This window comes from Rahnella perminowiae (assembly GCF_019049755.1).
In the GTDB taxonomy this organism is placed as follows: domain Bacteria; phylum Pseudomonadota; class Gammaproteobacteria; order Enterobacterales; family Enterobacteriaceae; genus Rahnella; species Rahnella perminowiae.
Genome location: NZ_JAFMOS010000302.1, coordinates 1 through 3,891, shown reverse-complemented (window position 1 = coordinate 3,891; position 3,891 = coordinate 1). Strand labels below are relative to the sequence as shown.

General features: G+C 51.0%; 4 protein-coding genes and 1 other annotated feature. All 4 genes read right to left on the bottom strand.

Annotated features, from left to right (window positions below; genetic code table 11):
• On the bottom strand, positions 1–193 hold a 193-nt coding region (locus tag J1785_RS02780), incomplete at its 3' end, for an HU family DNA-binding protein (RefSeq protein WP_217218758.1).
• Between the two features lie 4 nt (positions 194–197).
• Positions 198–2,585 carry a phenylalanine--tRNA ligase subunit beta gene (pheT, locus tag J1785_RS02775; protein WP_217218757.1) on the bottom strand — a complete coding sequence of 796 codons (2,388 nt, stop codon included), beginning with the start codon at positions 2,583–2,585 and terminating at the stop codon, positions 198–200.
• Between the two features lie 14 nt (positions 2,586–2,599).
• Complete coding sequence (pheS, locus tag J1785_RS02770; protein ID WP_129951734.1) at positions 2,600–3,583, bottom strand: phenylalanine--tRNA ligase subunit alpha; 984 nt, start codon at positions 3,581–3,583, stop codon at positions 2,600–2,602.
• A 100-nt stretch (positions 3,584–3,683) separates the two neighbouring features.
• Positions 3,684–3,808 (bottom strand) — a sequence feature (Phe leader region).
• On the bottom strand, positions 3,759–3,803 hold the full coding sequence (gene pheM, locus J1785_RS02765; protein WP_133845469.1) for a pheST operon leader peptide PheM: 45 nt from the start codon (positions 3,801–3,803) through the stop codon (positions 3,759–3,761). It overlaps the preceding feature by 45 nt.
• Positions 3,809–3,891: the final 83 nt, after the last annotated feature.

Sequence of the window (3,891 nt, the reverse complement as noted above, 5' to 3'; positions counted from 1 at the left end):
GGTTACGTCCCGGACGTTGGTTTTTGTCACGCAGATCAAAGTTGCCAAAGCCAGACAGTTTTACTTGTTCGCCATTTTCCAAAGCACGACGTACTTCTTCGAAAAATATTTCAACAAGGTCTTTGGCATCCCGTTTGCTCAGCCCCAGCTTTTCAAACAGGTGTTCTGACATTTCAGCTTTAGTAAGCGCCATAGGTTCAATCCCTCAAGGATGCTTGGAATCGCTGTTTTAGAGCCTCTACGCATTTTGCAACGGTAGCGGCGATCTCCTCTTCTTCCAGTGTACGGCCGGTATCCTGCAACACCAGACTAATAGCCAGGCTCTTATAACCCTCAGCTACGCCCTTGCCACGGTACACATCAAACAAGTTTACGCCAACTACCTGATTTGCGCCAACTTTCTTGCACTCTGCCAAAATATCGTCTGCGGGCACGTTTTCGGCCACTACAACAGCAATGTCACGACGGTTCGCCGGAAAGCGAGAAATCTCTTTCGCATCAGGCAGTACGCGGTCTGCGACCTTGTTCCACAACAGTTCGAAGACGACGGTACGACCATTAAGATCGAGTTTACGTTCCAGCTCAGGGTGTACTACACCAATGAAACCAATACGTTCGCCGTGTAAATAAATCGCAGCGCTTTGCCCGGGATGCAACGCAGGATTCGCTTCCACCTTGAACTGTACATTGTTCATTTTGCCGGTAAGCTCAAGAATAGCCTCAAGATCACCTTTCAAATCGTAGTAGTCAACTGCCTGACGCGCCAGATCCCAATGCTCTTCATTTTTGGTGCCGGAGATCACCCCAGACAGCATGACGTCCTGACGGATACCTAAATCGGCTTGCGTATCAGGGACAAAGCGCAGGCCACTTTCAAATAAACGTACGCGACTTTGCTGACGATTCTGGTTATTTACCACTGAAGTCAGCAAACCTGACCACAGGGAAAGACGCATAGCGGACATTTCCACCGAAATCGGGCTAGGCAAAATCAGCGCGTCCTCGCCCGGATGCAGCAGAGCCTGCACTTTTGGATCGACAAAACTGTAAGTGAGCGCTTCCTGGAAACCGCGGTCAACCAGCAGATTTTTCACACGTTTCAGCGAAAGGTTCGCTTCACGGTGTTTGGTCATCACCAGGCTGGCTTTAACCGGGACATCAGGAATATTGTTGTAGCCGTAAACACGCGCAACTTCTTCCACCAGGTCTTCTTCGATTTGCATATCGAAACGCCAGCTTGGTGCGACAGCTACCCAGTGGTCGGCGTGATGCTGAACCTGGCACCCAAGGCGGGTCAGAATGTCAGTCACCTGTGCATCTTCAACGTGATGCCCGATCAGGCGATCCAGTTTTTCACGACGCAGAATGATGGTTGCCGTTTTCGGCAAATCCGCTTCGGAAGTGGCGTCGATAACCGGCCCCGCTTCCCCGCCGCAGATGCTCAGCAACAACGCAGTGGCGCGTTCGATGGCTTTGAATTGCAACTTCGGATCAACACCACGTTCATAGCGATGTGATGCGTCTGTGTGCAAACCCTGGCGACGTGCACGGCCTGTGATCGACAGTGGCGCGAAGAAAGCAGACTCCAGCAGGACATCCTGCGTTTCATCGTTCACACCGGAATGCTCGCCACCAAAAATACCGGCCATGGCGAGCGCTTTCTCGTGATCCGCAATGACCAGCGTATCTTCTGCCAGTTTCGCCTGTGTACCGTCGAGCAGGGTCAGCGGTTCGCCTGGCCGGGCCATACGTACTACAATGCCGCCGCTGATGCGGTTCAGATCAAACGCATGCATTGGCTGACCGAGTTCGAGTAACACGTAGTTAGTGATATCCACCACGGCATCAATAGAACGCGTACCACAACGACGCAGTTTTTCACGCATCCACAGTGGCGTTGGCGCTTTAACGTTAATGCCTTTCACTACGCGACCCAAATAGCGCGGACACGCTTGTGGGGCCTGCACATCAATGGAAATAGTGGCATCAATCGTTGCCTTGACCGGGTTCATTTCCGGCTCAACCAGTGGCAACTGGTTAATCACTGCAACATCACGCGCCACGCCGAGGATACCCAGGCAATCGGCACGGTTTGGCGTTACGCTGATTTCAATTGTGGTGTCATCAAGTTTCAGGAATTCGCGGATATCAGTACCGACTGGCGCATCCAGTGGCAGTTCAATGATACCGTCGTGATCTTCTGAAATACCTAATTCGGAGAATGAGCACAGCATACCTTCTGAAGGTTCACCACGCAGTTTTGCGGCCTTAATTTTAAAATCACCCGGCAATACAGCGCCGACTGTTGCTACTGCAACTTTAAGGCCCTGACGGCAGTTTGGCGCACCACAAACGATGTCCAGCAGACGATCGCCGCCCACATTGACTTTCGTAACACGCAGTTTATCGGCATTAGGATGCTGACCGCATTCGACAACTTCACCGACAACCACGCCATTAAATGCGCCTGCCACTGGCTCAACGCCATCAACTTCCAGGCCGGCCATGGTAATTTGGTCTGATAACGCTTCGCTGCTGATGGCTGGATTTACCCACTCACGCAACCAGAGTTCACTGAATTTCATGTGATATTCCCGCCTTACTTAAACTGTTTGAGGAAACGCAGATCGTTTTCGAAGAATGCACGCAGGTCAGTCACGCCATAGCGCAACATTGTCAGACGTTCCATCCCCATCCCGAAGGCAAAACCGGAATATACTTCAGGGTCAATGCCCACGTTGCGCAGTACATTCGGATGCACCATGCCGCAACCCAGCACTTCCAGCCATTTACCATTCTTGCCCATCACATCCACTTCTGCGGAAGGCTCAGTGAACGGGAAATAGGAAGGACGGAAACGGATCTGCAAATCAGCTTCAAAGAAGTTATTCAGGAAATCGTGCAATGTGCCTTTCAGGTTGGAAAAACTGATGCCTTTATCGACAATCAGACCTTCCATCTGATGGAACATCGGCGTGTGCGTCTGATCGTAATCGTTACGATAAACGCGGCCCGGCGCGATAATACGAATCGGCGGCTGCTGGTCTTTCATTGTACGGATCTGAACACCAGAAGTTTGTGTACGCAGCAGGCGCTTGGCATCAAACCAAAAAGTATCGTGATCGGCACGGGCCGGATGATGACCTGGAATGTTCAGGGCATCAAAGTTGTGATAGTCATCTTCGATTTCCGGGCCGGTTTCCACGGTAAAACCTAACTCACCAAAAAAAGTTTCAATGCGGTCGATAGTACGGGTCACCGGGTGCAGCCCACCGTTTTCGATACGACGACCAGGCAGGGAAACATCAATCGTTTCTTCAGCCAGACGGGCATTCAGTTCGGCGGACTCCAGCGTATTTTTACGCGCGTTCAGGGCTTCCTGAACCTGCGCTTTCGCTTCGTTGATGACTGCACCCGCAGCCGGGCGTTCTTCCGCTGGTAATTCACGGAGGGTTGTCATCTGGAGTGTCAGGTGGCCTTTCTTACCCAGATATTCGACACGCACATTATCCAGTGCGGCGATATCCTGAGCACTCTCTACGGCTGCCTTGGCATTGGCAACCAGTTCTGCGAGATGTGGCATTGCTTTCCTCTTCTTCTGGCCAATATGGCCCGATGTAAAATAACCGTGATTAATCAGGGGCGCGATTTTGACCCTGAACCTTAGTTGTATAAAGCACAGATACAAAAAAGCCTCCACGAGGGAGGCTTAGGCGCTACTTTTCGTTTCTTCTCTTACGCGCGAAAGCCTTCCTGAGTCAGGCGCTAAAGTAAAAAAAGAAACGGAAAATAGCAGTGTTCATGCTTGCGTTACCTTATCGGTTGTAAATCTTGTGCCGGAATTCAAACGAAACGGTGGTTATTAAACAACGAAACAGAATGTTTTTAAAC